We start from the raw sequence: 19,833 nt of genomic DNA, 5'->3' as shown, positions 1-19,833 counted from the left end.
TGCGACGACAATGGGTGGCGTGATCGTCCTCGCAGCAACCCCCATCGGCAACCTCGGGGACGCCTCGCGCCGTCTCGTCGAGACCCTCTCCAACGCCACCGTGGTCGCGGCGGAGGACACCAGGACCGCCATCCACCTCATGCGTGCCCTCGGCATCGAGAACCGTCCGCGGCTCATCGCCCTGCACGAGCACAACGAACGGGCGAAGGCGTCCGAGGTCGTCGAGCTCGCTCGTGACGAGGACGTCGTGGTCCTCACCGACGCCGGCATGCCCGCGATCAGCGACCCCGGCTTCCCGCTCGTCGAGGCAGCGGCAGCCGCTGGCGTCACGGTCACGGCACTGCCCGGCCCGTCGGCGGTGCTCATGGCGCTCGCCGTCTCCGGACTGCCGACGGACCGCTTCACGTTCGAGGGGTTCCCGACGCGCAAGGGCGGGGAGCGTCGCCGCGCGTTCCAGGCGCTCGCGGGGGAGCAGCGCACGATGGTCTTCTTCGAGTCGCCGCACCGGTTGGCCGAGACGCTCGCCGACATGGCCGTCGGGTTCGGGGGCGACCGTCGTGCCGCGGTCTGCCGTGAGCTCACGAAGCTGTACGAAGAGGTCAGGCGCGGTCCGCTCGACGAGCTCGTCACGTGGGCATCAGAGGGGGTCCGGGGCGAGATCTGCATCGTCGTCGCCGGTGCCGCCGAGGCCACCGAGGAGGCGACGCTCGACGACGGGGTCCGCCTCGTGCTCGAGCGGGTGGCCGCCGGCATGCGCATGAAGGAGGCCGCAGCGGCGGTCGCGGACGCGACCGGGCTGTCGAAGCGGGACCTGTACGAAGGGGCGCTCGCGGCGCGCTGAGCGGGGCTCGTCACGTTCGCGTCGGCCGGTCTGGAGGCGCGGGGCGGGCCCGCCACGGGCCTCCCGGATCCGGTTTTCCACAGTCCACCGCCGCGCGCGTCATCCGGGTTCCGCGCGCCCGTAGGATGGTCCGCATGTCCGCCGGGTCCTCGTTCAGCATCACCACGCCGATCTTCTACGTGAACGACGTGCCCCACATCGGGCACGCCTACACCGAGGTCGCCGCGGACGTCCTCGCGCGCTGGCACCGGCAGCGGGGTGACGACACCTGGCTGCTCACCGGCACCGACGAGCACGGACAGAAGATCCTGCGCACCGCCTCGGCGAACGAGGTCACGCCCCAGGAGTGGGCCGACCGACTCGTGACCGAGGCGTGGAAGCCGCTGCTCGACACCGTCGACGTGGCCAACGACGACTTCATCCGCACCACCGACGAGCGCCACGAGCGCGGTGTGACGGCGTTCCTGCAGAAGCTCTACGACGACGGCTTCATCTACGCCGGCGAGTTCGAGGGCTTCTACTGCGTGGGCTGCGAGGAGTACAAGCAGCCGAGCGACCTGGTCCCCGGCACCGGTGCGTACGAGGGGCAGCAGGTCTGTGCCATCCACTCGATCCCGGTCGAGGTGCTGTCCGAGCGCAACTACTTCTTCCGCATGTCGGACTTCGAGCAGCGCCTGCTCGACCTGTACGAGTCGAACCCGCTGTTCATCCAGCCGGAGAGCGTCCGCAACGAGATCATCTCGTTCGTGAAGCAGGGCCTCCGCGACCTGTCGATCTCGCGGTCCAGCTTCGACTGGGGCATCAAGATCCCGTGGGACAGCGACCACGTCCTGTACGTGTGGTTCGACGCCCTGCTCAACTACGTCACGGCGCTGGGCTACGGCACCGAGGACGACGAGGCCTTCAAGCGCCTGTGGCCGAGCGTGCACATCGTCGGCAAGGACATCGCCCGCTTCCACGCGGTCATCTGGCCGGCGATGCTCATGGCTGCCGGCCTGCCCGTCCCCGAGCGCGTCTTCGGTCACGGCTGGTTGCTCGTCGGCGGCGAGAAGATGTCCAAGTCGAAGCTGACCGGCATCGCGCCGTCGGAGATCACCGACACCTTCGGCTCCGACGCCTTCCGCTACTACTTCCTCCGCGCCATCACCTTCGGGCAGGACGGCAACTTCAGCTGGGAGGACATCTCGGCGCGGTACCAGGCCGAGCTCGCGAACGGCTTCGGCAACCTGGCCTCGCGCCTGGTCGCGATGCTGCAGAAGTACTTCGACGGCGCAGTGCCGGCGCGCGGCTCGCTGACCGAGTCGGACCAGGCGATCGATGCCCTGGCGGTCTCGGTCACCGAGCGTGCCGACGCCGCCATCGCCGCGTTCGCCCCGCACGAGGCGATCGCTGCCGTCTGGGAGCTCGTCGATGCCCTGAACGGGTACATCACCGAGCAGCAGCCGTGGGCCCTGGCGAAGGACGACGCGAACCGCGAGCGGCTCGGCACCGTCCTGACCACCGCGCTCCGTGGGCTCGGCACCGTCGCGGTCCTGCTCTCCCCGGTGATGCCGAAGGCCACCGAGAAGCTGTGGGCGTCGATCGGTGCCGGCGGCTCGATCGCCGAGCAGCGAGTCGATCGTGCCTTCGAGTGGCAGGGTGCTTCGCACGTCGTGGCGCTCGAGAGCGGGCTGTTCCCGCGCATCGAGCAGGCGGAGCAGGGCGCCGCGTGACCGACGCCCACCTCCGCTCCCGTGGCGACGGGGACGGCTCCAAGCGCGACCTGACCTACCCGCCCCTGCCCGAGGCGCTCGTGGTCCCGGTCTACGACAACCACACGCACATGGAGATCGCCGACGGTGGCGACGGGGCGCTCGACTACCGCGAGCACCTCGGCCGTGCCTCGAGCGTCGGCGTCCGCGGTGTCGTGCAGGTCGGCACCGACCTCGCCACTTCGCAGTGGTCCGCGTCGATCGCCGCCCGTGAACCCCGCGTGCTCGCAGCGGTCGCACTGCACCCGAACGAGGCGCCGTCGCTGCAGGAGCAGGGGCTGCTCGACGAGCACCTCGCCGGGATCGAGGCGCTGGCAGCGTTGCCCCGCGTCCGGGCGATCGGTGAGACCGGGCTCGACTTCTTCCGCACCGGTGAGGACGGGCGCGACGCCCAGATCCGTTCGTTCGAAGAGCACATCCGCATCGCGAAGGAGCACGGCCTCGCGCTGACCATCCACGACCGCGACGCGCACGACGCCGTGGTCGAGGTGCTCGACCGCGTCGGGGCTCCGGAGCGCACCGTGTTCCACTGCTTCTCCGGCGGACCCGACCTGGCTCGGCTCTGTGCCGAGCGCGGTTGGTACATGTCGTTCGCCGGAACCGTGACGTTCAAGAACGCGGCACTGCTCCGCGAAGCCCTCGTCGTCGCGCCGCGGCACCTGATCATGGTCGAGACGGACGCGCCGTTCCTGACCCCGACGCCGTACCGCGGCCGGCCGAACGCCCCGTACCTGATCCCGATCACCCTGCGGTCGATGGCGGAGACCCTCGGCACCGATGCCTCGATGCTCGCCGCGCAGATCGCGTCGAACACCGAGCTCGTCTACGGTGCGTGGGACGCCGAGCCCGTGACGGTGGACGAGTAGTGGGCGCGCTGCTCGGCCCGGCCGAGATCCGGGAGCTCGCCGCCGAACTCGACGTGACCCCGACGAAGAAGCTCGGGCAGAACTTCGTGCACGACGCCAACACCGTCCGGCGCATCGTGTCGGTCGCCGGCGTGACGCCGTCGTCCCGAGTGCTCGAGATCGGGCCGGGCCTCGGCTCCCTGACGCTCGGGCTCACCGAGACCGGCGCCCACGTCACCGCCGTCGAGATCGACAAGCGGCTCGCGGCGCGGTTGCCGTCGACGGTGAGCGCGATGCAGCCGGAGGCCTCGTTGACGGTCGTGCAGCAGGACGCGATGACCGTCGCCGCATCGGACCTCGACACCGAACCGACCCACCTCGTCGCGAACCTGCCCTACAACATCTCGGTGCCCGTGCTGCTGCACCTCCTCGCGACCTTCCCGTCGATCGAGCGGTCGCTCGTGATGGTGCAGGCCGAAGTCGGGTACCGCCTCGCGGCGGGCCCGGGCAGCAAGGTCTACGGGTCGCCGAGTGTCAAGGCCGCCTGGTACGGCTCGTGGAGCACGGCCGGGCTCGTCAGCCGACAGGTGTTCTGGCCCGTCCCGAACGTCGACAGTGTGCTCGTGGCGTTCGACCGGCACGAGCCCCCGGGGGACGAGCGGCTGCGGTCGCGGGTGTTCACCCTGGTCGATGCGGCGTTCCAGCAGCGTCGGAAGATGCTGCGGCAGAGCCTGTCCGGTGTGCTCGGCGGCAGTGCCCACGCCTCCGAGGTCCTGACGGCGGCGGGCATCGACCCGACGGCGCGGGGCGAGGCGATCGGGGTCGACGACTTCGTGCGGCTCGGTCGGACGGTCCTGGCTGCTGCGGAGTAGCTCGTCTCCCGCCTCGGATCGGCGAAATACGGAATGTTTGGTACCGTCCGTTCGGTGCTCCTACGGTTGATCACATCGACCAAGGAGACACCATGCAGCCGACCGAACCACGCCGACCGAACCGCCGCGGCCTGACCGAGGAACAGCTCACAGCGGGACGTCGTCGCGCATTGCTCAGTGCGGACCCCGGTCGGCAGCGTGGGCCGAGGATCTTCACCGAAGCCGAACGGCAAGCGCTGTTCGCTCGGACGCCGCGACCTGAAGGCACGTTCGAAGAGCGCCGCGAGCGCCGACGACGAGCGATCGAGTCGATCGATCCGGACTGCCGGGCTGAACCCATCGCGCGCATCCGCCAGGTGGGCTGACCGTGTTCGAGCGGCTCGGATCCGATGAGTTCGACGAGCATCGGGTACTGGAGTTCGACGGATGCACCAGCAGGCCGGATGCTGTCCTCGTTGAGACGAGTTTCATCGAATGCGTGCTGCACCGTGCGGAGCCGCAGCATGGCGGGGCGTCAGCGTTCTGGGACCACCTCGACCTGGCCGACACGCGGATCCTGTACAGCGCGTTCACCGAGTTCGAACTGTTCGAATCGGCCCACCACAGGGGACTGCAGGCCGCACGTCGCCATGTGGCTGCATGGCGAGACCTGCTGCGGTCGACGCAACTGCACTGGGTCGGGATCGATGACGTCAGCGACGGAGTCCCGGGGCTGATCGAGGAGTTCGGCCTGACTGCCTCGGGTGCTGTGCACGTCGCCACGGCTTTCCATTGGGAAGTCGACGGCTTCGTGACGGTCGATCCCGCGTTCGGGGTCGTCGACAAGGAGCGCCTCCCGCTGATCATCGACGCCGAGGGTGCTCAGCTGGCGCGTCGCCTGCGGGCAGGTTCCCAGCGCTGATCCGCGAGGGCGGTGTCCTCCGGCCTACGATGGCGGCATGACCGACGGAACGGTTCGCTCGCACGCGCAGGGGATGGCGCCGGACCGTGTCCTCGCGGCGACGGGCAAGTCACCGGACGAGTGGCACGCGCTGATCGACACGGCGGGCGGAGCCACCATCGGGCACGCTGCGATCGCGTCGTGGATCGTGGGCCAAGGTGTCGAGCCATGGTGGGCGCAGGGCATCACCATCGGGTACGAACAGGCTCGTGGGCTCCGCGTCCCCGGGCAGCGCTCGGACGGCACCTTCGCGGTGTCGGCCTCACGGCAGGTCCCCGGTGAGCGCGAGGCGGTGCTCGATCGGATCGTCCCGGTGTTCACGGCCGCACTCGGGTCCACGCCGACCTCCGAGCGCCGCGGCGGCAAGCGCCCGTCGGCCCGGTGGACCTTCCCCGACCGCGAATCCGTGCTGCTGAACACCGAGGACGGTCCCAAGCCCGACACCGTCCGCATCTCGGTGCAGCGGGAGCGGCTCACCGGCCCCGAGCGGATGCCCGACGCCAAGGCCGAACTGCAGCAACTGCTCGCCGGCCTCTGACGCCGCGAACGGGGGAGCGCGCGCACGGTCGTCACGGCCCTACGATCGGCGGGTGCGTCGCATCACCCTTTCCCAGTGGCTCGCGATCGTCGCCGTGCTCGGCGGGCTCGCCATCGACTGCTTCGCAGTGTCGGTCATCGTCCGCGATCCGTCCAGCGACGGGGCGTGGGCCGCGGTGGTGCTCGGTCTGAGCATCGTCGTGTGGGGGGTCGCGTTCGCGTACTTGGACGACGGACCGGACACCGACGAGCCGAACACCGACGAACCGAACACCGACGAGCCCGGCACGACAGCGGTCGGGTCCGTGCCGCGCATGCACCGTGACCGAGCACATCGTCTGCTGAGCGCAGCACTGACGGTGATGGTGTTCACCGGGATCTACGCGGGCACCCGCTGGCAACAGGTGCCGGTCGGCTGGGCGCTCGGCGGAGCGGTGATCGCGACGGGACTCCCCATGCTGAACCGCGCCCTCGACCGGCGTATCGCTCGCAACGAGCAAGCCGAGGGCGCAGCCGACTGACGTGCCGCGCGTCAGTGCGCGCGCGACGCCATCGCCTCGAAGATCTGCTGGTGCGTGCCGTCGCGCTCGGCGAACCGGAGCGGCAGCACGTTCTGCACCAGGATCTCGGGCGAATCGCCGGCGGACAGCAGCCCGATGACCTCGTCGGCGAAGGCGTCGAGCGGCATGCCACCGAAGTCCGCTCCGCCCATCAGATCGGTCGACACTGCCGGGGGAGCGAGTTCGAGCACCGACACCGGGGTGCCGAGCAGCTGCTGACGGAGCGACTGCGTGTACGAGTGGACGCCGGCCTTCGTGGCGTTGTACGTCGGCGTCGCGGTGAGCGGGACGAACGCGAGGCCGGACGAGACCGTGACGATGGTCGAGGCGGGCTGCGCCAGCAGGTGCGGCAGGAACGCGTCGATGAGGCGGATCGTGCCGACCAGGTTGGTCTGGATGATCTCGAGCGCGTCGTGGATGTGGTCGGGGGAGCGCAGGTCCTCGTTGCGCATGATCCCCGACATGGTGACGAGGGCGTCGAGCGACGGGTACGCCTCGAGGACGGAGGCGGCGGCCTTCTCGATGGATGCGGCGTCGCTCACGTCGATCTGCACGGTGCCGAAGCCGTGCTCGGCGGCGAGCGAGTCGAGGAGCGACTGGCGGCGCCCGCCGATGACGACGGTGCTGCCGGCGGCCTGCAGGCGCTGGGCCAGGGCGAGACCGATGCCGGAGGTCGCGCCGGGGATGAAGACGGTGGAGTTCGTGATGTCCATGTCCACCACCATGCGCTGTCGTCGGCAACCCATCCAGACCTCGGTCATCGGGGGATCGGCGATCCCTGGCACGGCGGCGGGAACCCGACGACAATCGGGACCATGGACCGCGCTGCACTCGCCGACTTCCTCCGCCGTCGCCGCGAACTGCTGCGCCCCGAGGACGTCGGCCTCGGTCAGGGACCACGACGCCGGACGCCTGGTCTCCGGCGCGAAGAAGTCGCTGCGCTCGCGGGCATGTCAGTCGACTACTACACACGCCTCGAACAGCAGCGCGGACCGCAGCCGTCGGAGCAGATGATCGCCGCGATCGCCCGGGCGCTCCGCTGCAGCCTCGACGAACGCGACCACCTGTTCCACCTGGCCGGACAGAACGCCCCGACCCGGTTGCACCGGGCCGACCACGTCGACCCCGCGATCCTGCGGGTGCTCGACCGGCTCGAGGACACCCCCGCGATCGTGGTCAGCCACCTGGGCGAGACGCTGGTCGAGAACCGGCTCGCGGCGGCGCTGCTCGGGTCGTCCGTCAGCCTGCCCGGCAACGAGCGCTACCAGGCGTGGCGGTGGTTCGTGACCGGCGACGAGCTCGCGAAGTACGCGCCGGAGCAACACGAGCGACTGGCCCGGGTCGTGGTGGCGTCGCTGCGGGCGGCGGCGGGGCTGGCCGGACCGGGGGACCGTCGGGCCACCGAGCTGATCGCCGAGCTCGAGACCCGCAGCCCCGAGTTCCGCGAGCTCTGGGCACTGCACGAGGTGACGAGTCGCTGGTCCGATAACAAGACGATCGTGCAGCCGCAGCTCGGCCGGATCACCGTCGACTGCCAGGTCCTGCACACCGACGACCAAGCCCAGGCGCTGCTGCTCTTCACCGCACCCCCAGGGTCCGAGGACGCGCAGAAGCTCGAGCTCCTCGGCGTCGTCGGCCAGCAGGCCTTCGCCGGCTGACGCGGCGCGGGCCCGCGCGGCTCGTGCGAGGTTGACCACTCGGTGCCGCCCTACAGGCCGGCACCGAGTGACCAACCTCGCACCACGAAGACGCACCCGGGCGCACCACACGGAGCAACCGCGCGTCACACACTTGGCCGCGTGCGGTATACCGTGCCTAGGGTGGGCGGGTGAGCAGTCCCCGCGTGTACGTCATCCACGAGAACCCCGAGTGGTTCCCGCCGCTCGCCGCAGCCTTCGAGGCCGAGGGCGTCCCGGTGCAGGAGATCCTGCTGACCGAGGGACAGATCGACCTCGGTGTCGAGCCGGAGCCCGGTGTGTACTGGTCCCGCATGTCGGCGTCGAGCCACACCCGCGGCCACGAGCACAGCAAGGAGTACACTCGCGCGGTCCTCGGCTGGCTCGAACGAGCGGGTCGCCAGGTCGTCGGCGGCAGCCACGTGCTCGAGCTCGAGGTGTCCAAGGTGGCCCAGCACGGGCTGCTGCAGCACGCCGGGTTCGACGTGCCCCGCACCACCGCCGTGTTCGGCACGACGACGCTCAAGCAGGCCGCGCGTACCTTCGCGAACGGCCAGGACGTCCCGTTCATCACGAAGCACAACCAGGGCGGCAAGGGCCTGGGCGTCCGCCGGTTCGACTCGCTCGCCGAGTTCGACGCCTACGTCGACTCGCCGGAGTTCGAGGCGCCGGTCGACGGCATCACCCTGCTGCAGGAGTTCCTGACGGCCCGCGAGCCCTTCATCACCCGCGTCGAGTTCGTCGGCGGCGAGTTCGTGTACGCCGTCCGCGTCGACACGAGCGCCGGCAGCTTCGAGCTGTGCCCGGCGGACGCGTGCGAGGTCCCCCAGGTCATCGCCGGGGCCGTCTGCGACGTGCCGGGAGCCGAACAGCCGAGCGCGTTCAGCGTCCGGACCGAGGTCACGGCCGAGCACCCGCTCGTCCAGCAGCTCCGCACGTTCCTCGCCGACCAGCGCGTCACGATCGCGGGCGTCGAGTTCATGGAGACCACGGACGGCCGCACGGTCGTCTACGACATCAACACGAACACGAACTACAACCCCGCCGTCGAGGAGTCCGCGCCGGCCTCCGGCCCGCGTTCCATCGCGCGCTACCTCGGTGGCCTGCTGGAAACGCAGTACGCGGCGCAACTCACGGCCTGAGCACGCAAGAACCACCGGACAGGAGGCCCGTGGCGGGCCCGCCACGGGCCTCCCGTCCGTTCCGCGCCCCTTCCCGGGCACTCCCCACCTCCCCAAGGAACTCACCCCGTGCGATTCGGATACTGGACCCCGCTCTTCGGCGGCTGGCTGCGCAACGTCGACAACGAGAACATGCCGGTCACCTTCGACTACGTGAAGCGGCTGGCGCAGCGCGCCGAGCGGATCGGCTTCGACCTGACGCTCGTGCCGGAGCTCAACCTCAACGACATCAAGGGCACGGCCGCGCCGTCGCTCGAGGCCTGGTCGCTCGCGGCGGCCATCGCGGCGACGACCGAGCGCCTCGAGATCATGGCGGCCATGCGCCCCGGCTACCACCTGCCCGCGGTGACGGCGAAGCAGGCGGCGACGATCGACGACATCTCGTGCGGCCGCTTCACGTTCAACGTGGTGAGCGCGTGGTGGGCGGAGGAGGCCAAGCAGTACGGCGGCATCTTCTCGGAGCACGACGACCGCTACAAGCGGACGGCGGAGTTCGTCGAGGTGATGAAGGGGATGTGGCGGGAGACGCCGTACTCGTTCTCGGGCGAGTACTACGACATCGAGAACGCGCACCTCGAGCCGAAGCCCCGCGTGACCCCGCGCATCTACGCCGGCGGCGAGAGCGAGGCGGGCAAGGCCGCGATCACGGGGTACGCCGACGCCTACGTCACCCACGGCGGCACGGTCGAGGAACTCCGCACGAAGATCGCCGAGATGAAGCAGCGCCGCATCGACGCCGGACTGCCGCCGTTCGAGGCGTTCGGCATGGCCGCGTACGTCATCGTCCGCGAGACCGAGGAAGAGGCACAGGCCGAACTCGCGCGGATCACCGACGTGCAGCACGGGAACGCGTACGAGTCGTACCAGGACTTCATCTCGAAGTCGCAGCTCGAGCACATCCCCTCGCTCGAGGACTACTCGGTGTCGAACCGCGGCCTGCGCCCCGGGTTCGTCGGCACGCCGGCGCAGGTCGCTGCCCGGATCAAGGAGTTCGAGGACGCCGGGGTGGACACGCTGCTGCTGCAGTTCTCGCCGCAGCTCGAGGAGATGGACCGCTTCGGCGAACAGGTCATCCCGCTCGTCCGCCCGTCGGTGGTCGCGGCGTCCGAGGCGGTCGTCTGATGGGCACGACCGAGGAGGAGTGGGCGTTCGAGACCCGGCAGATCCGCGCGGGCTTCAAGGCCGACCCGGGGTTCGGTGGCAACGTCCCGCCGATCGCCCAGACCGCGGCCTTCGTCTACCCGTCCGGTGAGGACGCGGCGGACCGCTTCATGCTCAACGCCCCGGGGCACACGTACTCGCGCGTGAACAACCCGTCGGCGGCGGCGCTCGAGCGGCGCATCGCGGACCTCGAGGGCGGCGTCGGCGCGCTCGCGCTGGCGTCCGGCCAGGCGGCCACCTCGTTGGCCGTCCTCGGCGTCGCCCGGGCCGGTGACCACGTCGTGTCGAGTGCCTCGCTGTACGGCGCGACGTACACGCTGTTCGCGTCGACGCTGCACGACCTCGGCATCGCGTTCACCTTCGTGCAGGACCCCACGGACCTGGACGAGTGGGCTGCCGCGGTGCGTACGGAGACGAAGGCGTTCTTCGGCGAGTCGATCCCGAACCCGCGCGGTGACGTCCTGGACTTCGCCGGGGTGGCCGGGGTCGCGCACGACGCCGGCGTCCCGCTCATCGTCGACAACACCATCGCGACGCCCTACCTGGTCCGTCCGATCGAGCACGGTGCGGACATCGTCGTGCACTCGGCGACGAAGTACCTGGCCGGTCACGGCAGCGCCATCGCCGGACTCATCGTGGACAGCGGCAACTTCGACTGGGCGGCCCACGCCGAAAAGTTCCCGCAGCTCGCGACCACCGAACAGTCCGGGTTCGCGAACACGGACTTCGCGTCGAAGTTCGGGCGGCGCGCGTTCATCCAGCGCACCCGGTCGAAGCTCTCCGCCGACCTCGGTCCGGCGATCGCCCCCTTCAACGCCTTCCTGGTGCTGCAGGGCATCCAGACGCTCTCCCTGCGGATGGAGCGGCACGTGTCGAACGCGGCCGCCGTCGCGTCGTGGCTGGACGCGCACGACCAGGTGCTCGGCGTGCACTACGCGGGGCTGCCGTCGTCGCCGTGGCACCACCTGCAGCAGCGGTACGTGCCGAAGGGGCCGTCGGCGGTCCTGGCGTTCGACCTGGACGGCGGGGTCGAGGCCGGACGGCGGTTCGTGGCCGCCCTCGAGCTGTTCGATCACGTGTCGAACATCGGTGACGTCCGGTCGCTCGTCGTGCACCCGGCGTCGACGACCCACGTGCAGATGACGTCGTCGGAACGGGCTGCGGCCGGTGTCGGCGACGGGCTCATCCGGCTGTCGATCGGCCTCGAGCACATCGACGACGTCCTCGCCGACCTGGCGCGGGGCTTCGCGGCAGCCGCAGCGGGATAGGTTGGGGGCATGACCACGTTGGCCGCCCCGACCCGCGTGCGGACGCGCGCCCCCGGCAAGATCAACGTGTTCCTGTCCGTCGGTGCGCTGCAGGACGACGGCTACCACGACGTGGCGACCGCGTACCAGGCCGTGTCGCTGTACGAGGACGTCACGGCCGAGCACGCCGACGACTTCTCGGTGACCTTCACCGGTCCGATCGACACGTCGAACGTGCCGGTTGACGAGTCGAACCTGGCGATCCGTGCGGCCCGGCTGGTGGCCGACGCCGCTGGGCATCGGGGCGGAGTCCGGCTGACGATCGACAAGCAGGTGCCGGTGGCCGGCGGCATGGGTGGTGGCTCGGCGGACGCCGCGGCCACGCTGCTCGCCGTGGACACGCTCTGGGGCACCGCCCTCGGGCGTGAGGAACTGCTCCGTCTCGCCGCGCAGCTCGGCGCGGACGTGCCGTTCGCCTTCGCCGGTGGTACGGCCGTGGGCACCGGCCGCGGCGACGAACTCAGCCCCGCACTGGCGAAGGGCGAGTTCCACTGGGTCCTCGCGCTGAGTGACGACGGGCTGTCGACCCCGGCGGTCTACCGTGCGCTCGACGAGCACCGGGAGCGCTACCGCGCCGACATCGCACCGGCGCCGTCCCACCCCGTGGTGGAGTCGAACGTGCTGCAGGCGCTGCGTGCCGGCGACCCCGACCTGCTCGCCGACTGCGTCCACAACGACCTGCAGGCCCCGGCCATGCGGCTGCAGCCCGGACTCGCGTCGACCCTCGAACTCGGCGAGAAGGCCGGAGCGCTCGCGGGTCTGGTGTCGGGCAGCGGTCCGACGGTGGCGTTCCTGGTCGGTGACCGTGACGCCGCGCTCGAACTGCAGGTCGAGCTCAGCGCTGCCGGCCTGGTCGCGCTCCGTGCCACCGGTCCGGTGCACGGCGCCCGCCTCGTGCACTGACCGTACGACAGACCCTGACCGTACGACAGACGCTGACCGTACGACGAACGCTGACCGGCCGTCAGCTCAGCGGCTGTACTTCCACAGGATGACCGTGTCGGTGTGCCAGTACCGCACCACGTGGAAGCCCTGGTCCTTGAGCGTCTCGGAGACCTCGGGGCGGATGTTCCGCGACTTGGCGCCGACGAACCAGACGGTGTCGATGTCGGCCAGGCGTGCCGGCACGGTCGTGGCGATGTCGCCGTTCACGTTCCACAGCTGACCGCGCTGCGCACCCGTGCTCGCCACCGCCAGGTCCCGCATGCCGCTGAAGGCCTCGGGGTAGGCGTCGGCGATGACCTGCGCCGTCGCGGTCGGGTGCTCCCACACGCTGCCGTAGATCACCCCTTCGTCGGCGTCGGTGGTCACGTTCCGCTCGCGTTCGATGATCGCCGCCGCGTTCGCCCAGTGCGAGGACTGCTTGGCGTGCGGCAGCCGCACGATCGTCGACGTCGGCACGGACACCAGGAGCATCGCGACGACCGCGCCGGCGATCCAGCGCCGCGGACGGAGGGCCGTGATCGCGAGTCCGATCAGGAGCGCCACGAACGGCAGACTGATGCTCGCGTACTTGGGGGAGTACAGGTGCTCGCCGGCGGCGGTCGCGGCGACCAGCAGCGCGGTGGGCACGATCGTCAGGGGCACGGCGACCCGGACGGCCTGCATGCGGAGCACGTCGCGGGCGGCCGGCGACGGGCGTCGGGCCGCGCGCACCGCCAGCACGACGGCGACGATCATGAGCAGCCACCCGAGGGCGGCGTACGGGTAGACGACCCCGAACCACGCGGTCGCGAACACCTGGCGCAGGCTGGCCCACCCGATGCCGGTGATCCACCCGACCTGCTTGGCCTGACCGGCGGCGAGTCCGATGAACGGCAGGACGACCACGGCTGCGGCGGAGGCGGCGACGGCCCAGCGGACGACGACGGCGCGGTCCACCATCGCCGCGGGCACCGTGCCGCTGCGATCCGTCACCGTGGCCTGCCGTCGGGCTGCCCGGTCGGCGACGCCGGTCCACGCGAGCACGACGCCGTGCGCCACGACGGCGAGGGACAGGTAGACGTTGAACAGCACGGCCACGGCCGCCAGCACGCCGTAGACGACCCACCACCGCGTCGCGTGGTGCCGCACCCGCGTGCGACGGACCGCGGTCAGGCCGACGAGCGTGAGCAGCGCGGCGAAGGTGGTGACGGTCGCGTACGGGCGGCCCTCGGTGCCGGCCCAGGCGACGCGGGGCAGCAGCAGGAAGACCAGACCGGAGACGACCCCGAGCCGGACACCGCCGAGCCGCCGGCCGAGCGCCACCACGAGGGCGGCGGCGATCCCGATCGCCAGGGCACTCGGGAAGCGGAGCGTGAACGGGGAGTAGCCGACCAGCGCGAGCCAGACGTGCATGAGCGCGTAGTACAGACCGTGCACGGCGTCGACGTTCTGCAGCTCCGCCCAGAGCGCCGGCCAGCTGCGCTGCGCACTGGTCAGGGTGGCGGCTTCGTCGTACCAGACCGACGGCACCCAGGTGAAGGCGGCGGCGACGACCACACCGACCACACCGACGGTGATCTCCGGCGCACGCACCAGGGTCCGCACGGTCGACAGGGCGAGTGTCCGGAGCCGTGCGCGCGTCGACGCGTCCGACGTCGTGCGTCGGACCGTGACGGTGCCGGTGCGGGGAGAACTCACGCCCGCGACCGTACCGAGCGGCACTGAGCATCCGCCGCGTCCACCCGCTGAGCATTCACATGCAGGGATTCGGTGCGACCGGCCAGAATGACGGGATGGACCCCCTCGTCGCCCCCGTCGCAGCGCTCTCCCCGTGGCGGACACGGCTCGGCTCGCGGACCGCTGCCCTGTCCGACGTCGGCGCCGTCGGGCTCCGCCGGCTGGCCGCTTCACGCGTCCTGGTGGTCGGCGCCGGCGGGCTCGGGGCTCCCGTCGTCGCGTACCTCGCGGGGGTCGGACGGCTCACGGTCGTCGACCCCGACGTGGTCGACGCGTCGAACCTCGCACGTCAGACGCTCTTCACCGCGGCCGACGTCGGATCGTCGAAGGCCGCGGTCGCCGTCGCCCGCGCCCGCGCCGTCGACCCGGAACTCGACGCCGTCGCCGTGGTCGGCTCCTTCACCCCGGAGCTCGTCGCCGGGCACGACGTGGTCGTCGACGCGGCGGACTCCGTCCTGGTCACCCGGGCGGTCTCGGACGCCTGTGCCGACGCCGGCGTGCCGTTCGTCTGGGGCACGGTGCTCGGTCACGACGGCCAGGTCAGCGTGTTCCGCGACGCCGAACCGGACGGCGTCGACTTCCACGACCTGCACCCCGAGGCCCTGCCCGACGAGGGCTCCTGCGCCCTGGACGGCGTCGTGCCGGCACTGTGCGGCGCCGTCGGAGCGGTGATGGCCGGACAGGTGCTGGCCCTGGTCACCGGCACCGGCGAACCGCTGCTCGGACGCGTCCTGACCGTCGACGCGCGCCGCTGGCGGTGGAGCGAGAGCCCCGTCCGGCGCGGGCCGGCATCACGCCGACCCGTCGTGGTCGCTCCCGCTCGGACCGACCGCATCGCTCCGTCGGCGCTCGCCGCGCGCCTGGCCGACCCCGCGGACCCGGTGGTCGTCGTCGACGTGCGCACCGACGCCGAACGGGCGGACGGTGTGGTCGCCGGAGCCGTCACGGACGACGCGGTCGCTGGCGACGCCGAGGCGGCGGACGTGGTCGTCTACTGCGCCCGTGGCCCGCGTGCGGACGCGTGGGCTGCCGCACAACCGGCCTGGAGGCACGTGGCGGTCCTCGACGGCGGGTTCGAGGCCTGGCGCCGCGAAGGGTTGCCCGTGGCGATCGGGCACACGTCCTGATCCGACACGGTCGGGTCCAGAGCGCCGCTTCCGCGGCTAGGATCGTCGCATCATGACGCAACTGCGGATCCGCGACGCTGCTGCCTTCCTCGGGGTGAGTGACGACACCGTGCGCCGACTCGTCGACGGGGGCACCTTCGACCGGGCCACCGACGACGCCGGGCGCGCAGTCGTCGACGGTCGGCAGGTCGCCGAGTACGCCCGGACGCGGAGCACCGAGCTGGCCGCACCGGACACCGGTGTGAAGAGTTCGGCACGGAACCGCTTCGTCGGCATCGTCACCGACCTGGTCGTCGACACCGTGATGGCGCAGGTCGAACTGCAGTGCGGCCCGCACCGCGTCGTCTCGCTCATGAGCGCCGAGGCGGTGCGCGACCTCGGGCTCGAGGTCGGGTCCGTCGCCGTGGCGTCCGTCAAGGCCACGATGGTCACCGTCGAGGCGCCCACCCACCAGGAGGACCCCCGATGACCCGTCGTTTACGCTCGCTGCTCGTGCCCCTCGCCGTCGTCGCGGCCCTCGGCCTGGCGTCGTGTTCCACCGCCGACGCTCCGGCGGGGTCGTCGTCGCCGTCGTCGTCGAGCGTGGACGCCAGCGTGTCGGGCTCGATCACGGTGTTCGCCGCCGCGTCGCTCCAGAAGACCTTCACCACGCTCGGCAAGCAGTTCGAGACCGCCCACCCGGGCACCTCGATCGAGTTCTCGTTCGCGGGCTCGAGCGACCTGGTCACCCAGATCCAGAACGGTGCACCCGCCGACGTGTTCGCCTCCGCCGACGAGGCGAACATGGCGAAGTTGTCCGCGACCGACCTGGCGAGCGGGTCACCGGAGGACTTCGCGACGAACGTCCTCGAGATCGCCGTCGCGCCGGGCAACCCGAAGGGCATCACGAGCCTCGACGACCTGACCGGCTCCGACGTCCAGCTCGTCACGTGCGCCGCCCCGGTGCCGTGCGGTGCCGCGACGGCGAAGGTCGAGTCCGCCTCGGGCGTCGACCTGCAGCCCGTCAGCGAGGAGCAGTCCGTCACCGACGTGCTCGGCAAGGTCGAGTCCGGTCAGGCCGACGCCGGGCTGGTCTACGTGACCGACGTGCAGGGTGCCGACGGCAAGGTCGACGGTGTCCGGTTCGACGAGTCGAGCAAGGCCGTCAACACGTACCCGATCGGCGTGCTCAAGGCGTCCGAGGACCCGGAGCTCGCGCAGGCCTTCTCCGACTACGTCCGGTCCGCCACCGGCCAGAAGGTGCTCACCGCCGCCGGGTTCGGGAAGCCGTGACCCGTGGCCTCGCGGGCTGACGGACGGCCGCCGGTCGCCTGGTGGCTCCCGCTGCCCGCGGTGCTGGGCGGCCTGTTCGTCGTCGTCCCCGTGCTCGCGATGCTCGGTCGGGTCGACTGGTCGTCGTTCGTCGCCCTCGTCACCTCGACGGCGTCGCTCACGGCCCTCGGGCTCAGCCTCGGCACCGCGCTGACCGCCACGGCCGTCGCGTTCGTGCTCGGGTACCCGCTCGCCGTGCTGTTCGCCCGGTCCCGGTCACGGTGGGTGGGCGTCGCCCGCGCCGTCGTGCTGCTGCCGCTCGTGCTGCCGCCCGTCGTCGGCGGGCTCGCGCTGCTGGCGGCGTTCGGTCGCCTCGGGGTGGTCGGGTCGTTCCTCGACGACCACGGGCTGCACATCGCGTTCACCACCACGGCGGTCGTCATCGCGCAGACGTTCGTCGCCATGCCGTTCCTGGTGTCCTCGATCGAGGGTGCGCTCCGCGTCGAGGGGGACCGGTACGAGCGGGTCGCCGCCACCCTCGGCGCCGGTCCCACCCGCACGTTCCTCACCGTCACGACCCCGAGGGTCCTGCCCGGCATCGTCTCCGGACTGGTGCTCTGCTTCGCGCGAGCACTCGGCGAGTTCGGTGCGACCCTGACGTTCGCGGGCAGCCTGCAGGGGGTCACCCGGACCCTGCCGCTGGAGATCTACCTGCAGCGCGAGGTCGACCCGGACACCGCTGTCGCACTGGCGGTCGTGCTCGTCGTGGTCGCCGTCGTGGTCATCGGCGCCTCGTCGCTCCGGACCCGGGGCGTGGCAGCGTGAGCGGGGTCACCGCACGCATCGTCGTCGAGCGACGCGGGGTCGACGTCGCCATCGAGGTCGCGACGGGGGAGTGCGTGGCGGTCATCGGGCCGAACGGCGCGGGCAAGTCCACCGTGGTCGAGGCCCTCGCCGGCCTGCTGCCGATCGACGCCGGACAGGTGGCCTTCGGCGGCACCGTGGTGTCGGACCAGCGGCGGACCGTCCCCGCCCACCGCCGCCGCATCGGACTCGTCGCCCAGCGGCCCGACCTGTTCCCGTTCCTCGACGTCATCGGCAACGTGGCGTTCGGCCCGCGGGCAGCCGGCGTCCGACGCGCCGCGGCCCGTGCCCGCGCGCTCCGTGCCCTGGCGGCCGTCGGCGTCGACGACCTGGCAGGACGGAGCCCGGACACGCTGTCCGGCGGGCAGGCCCAACGCGCCGCGATCGCCCGGGCGCTCGCCACCGACCCGGCGGTCCTGCTGCTCGACGAACCGACGTCGGCGCTCGACGTCGCCGCGCGCGACGAGGTCCGTGCAGCCCTCCGCACCGCGATCGCCGGGCGCCCGAGCGTCCTGGTGACCCACGACCCGGTCGAGGTCGTCGCCCTGGCCGACCGGGTGGTCGTCGTCGAGCACGGCCGGGTCGTCGAGGACGGCACCCCAGCGGCCGTGCTCGGACGGCCCACGAGTGCCTTCGCGGCGGCGTTCTCCGGACTCGCGCTGGTGCGCGGGACCGCCACCGCGGGTGGGATCGCGACCGACGGCGGGGGCGAGTTGGCGTCCGGGACGCACGCCGTGCCTCCCGGACGGCCCGCCCTGGGCGCCTTCCACCCGACGGCCGCCGTGTTCACGCGGGACGGCGCCGGACCGGAGCGCACCGTCACGTCGCTCGAGCCGCGGGACGGTCTGGTGCGGGTGCGCGCTGGCGACCTGGTCGCGGACCTGACCCTGGCGCGGGTCACGGCGCTCGGGATCGGACCCGGCGATGCGGTCCACGTGGACGTTCCCGCGTCCGAACTGGCGGTGTACGCGCCGCGCGGTTGAGACAATGGACGGATGACCTCCTGGTTCCCCAAGGCGTGGCCCGTGGCCATCCCGATCCTGGCGGCCGTCGTGCTCGCGTTCTCGTACGGCCGCTACGGACTCGGCACCGTGGTCGTGGCGATCGTCGCGGTCGTGCTCGCCGCCACCGTGCTCGCGGCGGTGCACCACGCCGAGGTCGTCGCGCACCGGGTCGGGGAACCGTTCGGCTCACTCGTGCTCGCCGTCGCGGTCACGATCATCGAGGTCGCGCTGATCATCTCGCTGTCGAGCTCCGGCGGCGCCCAGGCCGAGACCCTGGCGCGCGACACGGTGTTCTCGGCCGTGATGATCACGATGAACGGGTTGGTCGGCCTCGCGATCCTGATCGGGACGCTCCGGCACAACACCGTGCGCTTCAACCAGGAGGGCGCGAGCGCCGCGACGATGACGGTGGCCGCGCTCGCGGTGCTGACCCTGGTGCTGCCGACGTTCACCACCGGTACCGACGACGCGTCCTTCACCGGGACGCAGCTCGTCTTCGTGGCCGTGGCGTCGATCGTGCTCTACGGCCTGTTCGTCGTGACGCAGACCGTGGCCCACCGCGACTTCTTCCTGCCGGTCAACCGCTCCGGCGGCGTGCTCACGGAGTCCGAGGACGCCCACGCCGCCCGGCCGACCGGACGCGCGACGATGATCTCGCTCGCACTGCTCGTCGTCGCGCTCGTCGCCGTCGTCGGGCTCGCCAAAGTCGAGTCGCCCGCGATCGAGGCCGGCGTGGCCGCGGTCGGGTTCCCGCCGTCGTTCGTCGGTGTCGTGATCGCCCTGCTCATCCTGCTGCCCGAGGGCATCGCGGCGTCGAAGGCTGCCGCCCGCAACCGGATCCAGACGAGCCTGAACCTGGCGATGGGGTCGGCGATGGCGTCGATCGGTCTGACGATCCCCTCCATCGCGGTGGCGTCGCTGTTCATGCCGGGCACGCTGCTGCTCGGCCTCGGGTCGTCGCAGATCGTGCTGCTCGCGCTGACGATCGTCGCCGCGGTGCTCACCGTGCTGCCGGGTCGGGCGACGCGACTGCAGGGCGGGGTGCACCTGGTGATCTTCGCCGCGTTCATCGTGCTGTCCGTCTCGCCGTAGCGGGTGGCGGCGCGGCGGCGCGGCGGCGGGCGCGGCCGGCCGGCGGCGTACCTGGTCGATTCGGGCGTACCTGGTCGGAAGTTCTGACCCGGTATGCCCGGAAACACCAGGCATCGCGGGCGTTCTGGGAAAGAACGGACACAGGGCGCGCAGACACGGGGAC

At 71.5% G+C, this 19,833-nt stretch carries 21 protein-coding genes; 19 read left to right on the top strand and 2 right to left on the bottom strand.

Annotated features, from left to right (window positions below; all coding sequences use genetic code 11):
* Window positions 1–19 precede the first annotated feature (19 nt).
* From rsmI to EDF28_RS11710, 8 genes are all read left to right on the top strand, one after another.
* Window positions 20–841: a 16S rRNA (cytidine(1402)-2'-O)-methyltransferase gene (gene rsmI / locus EDF28_RS11745; protein WP_123292295.1), complete on the top strand. Its 822-nt coding sequence runs from the start codon at window positions 20–22 to the stop codon at window positions 839–841.
* Between the two features lie 134 nt (window positions 842–975).
* Entirely contained in the window at window positions 976–2,553 is a 1,578-nt protein-coding gene (gene metG, locus EDF28_RS11740; RefSeq protein WP_123291816.1) for a methionine--tRNA ligase, read from the top strand.
* Complete coding sequence (locus tag EDF28_RS11735) at window positions 2,550–3,458, top strand: TatD family hydrolase (RefSeq protein WP_123338561.1); 909 nt, start codon at window positions 2,550–2,552, stop codon at window positions 3,456–3,458. The genes metG and EDF28_RS11735 overlap by 4 nt, the downstream gene beginning before the upstream one ends.
* Window positions 3,458–4,309: a 16S rRNA (adenine(1518)-N(6)/adenine(1519)-N(6))-dimethyltransferase RsmA gene (rsmA, locus tag EDF28_RS11730; protein WP_123938395.1), complete on the top strand. Its 852-nt coding sequence runs from the start codon at window positions 3,458–3,460 to the stop codon at window positions 4,307–4,309. The genes EDF28_RS11735 and rsmA overlap by 1 nt, the downstream gene beginning before the upstream one ends.
* 92 nt (window positions 4,310–4,401) lie before the next feature.
* Complete coding sequence (locus EDF28_RS11725; protein WP_123938394.1) at window positions 4,402–4,674, top strand: hypothetical protein; 273 nt, start codon at window positions 4,402–4,404, stop codon at window positions 4,672–4,674.
* A 2-nt stretch (window positions 4,675–4,676) separates the two neighbouring features.
* Window positions 4,677–5,210, top strand: coding sequence for a type II toxin-antitoxin system VapC family toxin (locus EDF28_RS11720; protein ID WP_123291820.1), 534 nt, complete (start codon window positions 4,677–4,679; stop codon window positions 5,208–5,210).
* A gap of 37 nt (window positions 5,211–5,247) precedes the next feature.
* The gene (locus tag EDF28_RS11715; protein ID WP_123938393.1) at window positions 5,248–5,787 is read left to right on the top strand and encodes a hypothetical protein; all 540 of its coding nucleotides are present in this window, start codon (window positions 5,248–5,250) and stop codon (window positions 5,785–5,787) included.
* 52 nt (window positions 5,788–5,839) lie between these two features.
* A complete protein-coding gene (locus EDF28_RS11710) occupies window positions 5,840–6,307 on the top strand; it encodes a hypothetical protein (RefSeq protein ID WP_123938392.1) in 468 nt (155 codons plus the stop codon).
* Between the two features lie 11 nt (window positions 6,308–6,318).
* On the opposite strand, the gene EDF28_RS11705 is transcribed toward EDF28_RS11710, so the two are convergent.
* Window positions 6,319–7,059 (bottom strand): SDR family oxidoreductase, encoded by a 741-nt coding sequence (locus EDF28_RS11705; RefSeq protein WP_123938391.1) that lies wholly within the window; start codon window positions 7,057–7,059, stop codon window positions 6,319–6,321.
* Window positions 7,060–7,161: 102 nt separating this feature from the next.
* Between EDF28_RS11705 and EDF28_RS11700 the strand changes: the two genes are divergently transcribed.
* From EDF28_RS11700 to EDF28_RS11680, 5 genes are all read left to right on the top strand, one after another.
* Entirely contained in the window at window positions 7,162–8,004 is an 843-nt protein-coding gene (locus EDF28_RS11700) for a helix-turn-helix transcriptional regulator (protein WP_123938390.1), read from the top strand.
* Window positions 8,005–8,174: 170 nt separating this feature from the next.
* Entirely contained in the window at window positions 8,175–9,164 is a 990-nt protein-coding gene (locus EDF28_RS11695) for a RimK family alpha-L-glutamate ligase (protein WP_123938389.1), read from the top strand.
* A gap of 108 nt (window positions 9,165–9,272) precedes the next feature.
* Window positions 9,273–10,325, top strand: a complete 1,053-nt coding sequence (locus EDF28_RS11690; RefSeq protein WP_123938388.1) for an LLM class flavin-dependent oxidoreductase — start codon at window positions 9,273–9,275, stop codon at window positions 10,323–10,325.
* Window positions 10,325–11,632, top strand: a complete 1,308-nt coding sequence (locus tag EDF28_RS11685) for an O-acetylhomoserine aminocarboxypropyltransferase/cysteine synthase family protein (RefSeq protein ID WP_123938387.1) — start codon at window positions 10,325–10,327, stop codon at window positions 11,630–11,632. The genes EDF28_RS11690 and EDF28_RS11685 overlap by 1 nt, the downstream gene beginning before the upstream one ends.
* 9 nt (window positions 11,633–11,641) lie before the next feature.
* Window positions 11,642–12,574: a 4-(cytidine 5'-diphospho)-2-C-methyl-D-erythritol kinase gene (locus EDF28_RS11680; protein ID WP_111084697.1), complete on the top strand. Its 933-nt coding sequence runs from the start codon at window positions 11,642–11,644 to the stop codon at window positions 12,572–12,574.
* Window positions 12,575–12,640: 66 nt separating this feature from the next.
* Here EDF28_RS11680 and EDF28_RS11675 read toward each other — a convergent pair whose 3' ends face one another.
* Window positions 12,641–14,293, bottom strand: a complete 1,653-nt coding sequence (locus tag EDF28_RS11675) for a glycosyltransferase family 39 protein (protein WP_123938386.1) — start codon at window positions 14,291–14,293, stop codon at window positions 12,641–12,643.
* Between the two features lie 95 nt (window positions 14,294–14,388).
* Here EDF28_RS11675 and EDF28_RS11670 point away from each other — a divergent pair, with 95 nt between their 5' ends.
* From EDF28_RS11670 to EDF28_RS11645, 6 genes are read left to right on the top strand one after another with little or no spacing between them, the layout of a single operon-like run.
* On the top strand, window positions 14,389–15,459 hold the full coding sequence (locus EDF28_RS11670; RefSeq protein WP_185094224.1) for a HesA/MoeB/ThiF family protein: 1,071 nt from the start codon (window positions 14,389–14,391) through the stop codon (window positions 15,457–15,459).
* Between the two features lie 52 nt (window positions 15,460–15,511).
* Window positions 15,512–15,928 carry a molybdopterin-binding protein gene (locus EDF28_RS11665; protein ID WP_123938384.1) on the top strand — a complete coding sequence of 139 codons (417 nt, stop codon included), beginning with the start codon at window positions 15,512–15,514 and terminating at the stop codon, window positions 15,926–15,928.
* On the top strand, window positions 15,925–16,731 hold the full coding sequence (gene modA / locus EDF28_RS11660) for a molybdate ABC transporter substrate-binding protein (RefSeq protein WP_123938383.1): 807 nt from the start codon (window positions 15,925–15,927) through the stop codon (window positions 16,729–16,731). The genes EDF28_RS11665 and modA overlap by 4 nt, the downstream gene beginning before the upstream one ends.
* 3 nt (window positions 16,732–16,734) lie before the next feature.
* Complete coding sequence (locus tag EDF28_RS11655) at window positions 16,735–17,535, top strand: ABC transporter permease (RefSeq protein ID WP_123938382.1); 801 nt, start codon at window positions 16,735–16,737, stop codon at window positions 17,533–17,535.
* Entirely contained in the window at window positions 17,532–18,557 is a 1,026-nt protein-coding gene (locus EDF28_RS11650; RefSeq protein WP_123938381.1) for an ATP-binding cassette domain-containing protein, read from the top strand. The genes EDF28_RS11655 and EDF28_RS11650 overlap by 4 nt, the downstream gene beginning before the upstream one ends.
* Window positions 18,558–18,569: 12 nt before the next feature.
* Entirely contained in the window at window positions 18,570–19,670 is a 1,101-nt protein-coding gene (locus tag EDF28_RS11645; protein WP_123938380.1) for a calcium:proton antiporter, read from the top strand.
* Window positions 19,671–19,833 lie beyond the last annotated feature (163 nt).

It is taken from the genome of Curtobacterium sp. PhB137, from assembly GCF_003814955.1.
Lineage (GTDB): Bacteria > Actinomycetota > Actinomycetes > Actinomycetales > Microbacteriaceae > Curtobacterium.
The sequence above is the reverse complement of the archived record's forward strand: the minus strand, read 5'-3'. Positions and strand labels throughout refer to the sequence as shown.

Excerpts from the sequence above, each read along its gene's own strand:
- metG (WP_123291816.1), top strand. The coding sequence starts at position 976 with ATGTCCGCCGGGTCCTCGTTCAGCATCACCACGCCGATCTTCTACGTG.
- EDF28_RS11725 (WP_123938394.1), top strand. The coding sequence starts at position 4,402 with ATGCAGCCGACCGAACCACGCCGACCGAACCGCCGCGGCCTGACCGAG.
- EDF28_RS11715 (WP_123938393.1), top strand. The coding sequence starts at position 5,248 with ATGACCGACGGAACGGTTCGCTCGCACGCGCAGGGGATGGCGCCGGAC.
- EDF28_RS11705 (WP_123938391.1), bottom strand. The coding sequence starts at position 7,059 with ATGGACATCACGAACTCCACCGTCTTCATCCCCGGCGCGACCTCCGGC.
- EDF28_RS11700 (WP_123938390.1), top strand. The coding sequence starts at position 7,162 with ATGGACCGCGCTGCACTCGCCGACTTCCTCCGCCGTCGCCGCGAACTG.
- EDF28_RS11685 (WP_123938387.1), top strand. The coding sequence starts at position 10,325 with ATGGGCACGACCGAGGAGGAGTGGGCGTTCGAGACCCGGCAGATCCGC.
- EDF28_RS11680 (WP_111084697.1), top strand. The coding sequence starts at position 11,642 with ATGACCACGTTGGCCGCCCCGACCCGCGTGCGGACGCGCGCCCCCGGC.
- EDF28_RS11670 (WP_185094224.1), top strand. The coding sequence starts at position 14,389 with ATGGACCCCCTCGTCGCCCCCGTCGCAGCGCTCTCCCCGTGGCGGACA.
- EDF28_RS11665 (WP_123938384.1), top strand. The coding sequence starts at position 15,512 with ATGACGCAACTGCGGATCCGCGACGCTGCTGCCTTCCTCGGGGTGAGT.
- modA (WP_123938383.1), top strand. The coding sequence starts at position 15,925 with ATGACCCGTCGTTTACGCTCGCTGCTCGTGCCCCTCGCCGTCGTCGCG.
- EDF28_RS11645 (WP_123938380.1), top strand. The coding sequence starts at position 18,570 with ATGACCTCCTGGTTCCCCAAGGCGTGGCCCGTGGCCATCCCGATCCTG.